Annotated in this window: 1 protein-coding gene; it reads right to left on the bottom strand. The window is 65.5% G+C overall.

Annotated features, from left to right (window positions below; genetic code table 11):
- On the bottom strand, positions 1-725 hold a 725-nt coding region (locus PU704_RS19955; protein ID WP_277552903.1), incomplete at both ends, for an aromatic ring-hydroxylating oxygenase subunit alpha.

The raw sequence follows: 725 nt of genomic DNA, 5'->3' as shown, positions 1-725 counted from the left end.
CCGGGGAGCTTGTCGAGGCCTTCGGAGCCGTCGACGGTGAAGCCGGCGACGTTCTCGCCGAACTCGGCGCCGTGGCCGACGAAGTACTGGGCGGCGAGTCCGTCGGCGAACTCGGGCAGGACCTCGGTGAGTTCGGGGTGGATGGTGGCGCAGTGGTAGCACTCCATGAAGTTCTCGATGATGAGCTTCCAGTTGGCCTTCACGTCGTAGGTGATGCGTCGGCCCAGGGCGAGGTTGGCGATGTCGTAGCCCTCGATGGCCTGGGTGTCGCCGAGGCGTTCTTCGATGTCGCCCATCACGTCGTCCTCGAAGGAGGGGGGGTTCTCGGCCAGGCAGACCCAGACGTAGCCGAGGTACTCGCGCACCGGGATGGTGACCAGTCCGTATTCCTGGCGGTCGATGTCGGGCATCTTGGTGAGGTTGGGGGCGGCGATGAGCTTGCCGTCGAAGTCGTAGGTCCAGGCGTGGTAGGGGCACTGGAAGGAGCGGTTGGCTTCGCCGGTCTCCTCCATGCACAGTTTCACGCCGCGGTGGCGGCAGATGTTGTAGAAGGCGCGGATGCCGTGCTTGCGGTTGCGGGTGATGATGATCGATTCCCGGCCGATCTGCACGGTGCGGTAGGCCCCGGGCTTGTCGAGGTCACCGGCGCGCACGGCGCAGAACCACATCTGCTCGAAGATGCGTTCCTGCTCGGCGCGGAAGACGGCCTCGTCCACGTAGGTGGA

Origin of the sequence: Kocuria oceani, from assembly GCF_029524215.1 — a bacterium.
Classification (GTDB): Bacteria; Actinomycetota; Actinomycetes; order Actinomycetales; family Micrococcaceae; genus Kocuria; species Kocuria oceani.
This window is presented reverse-complemented; position numbering and strand designations above follow the sequence as displayed.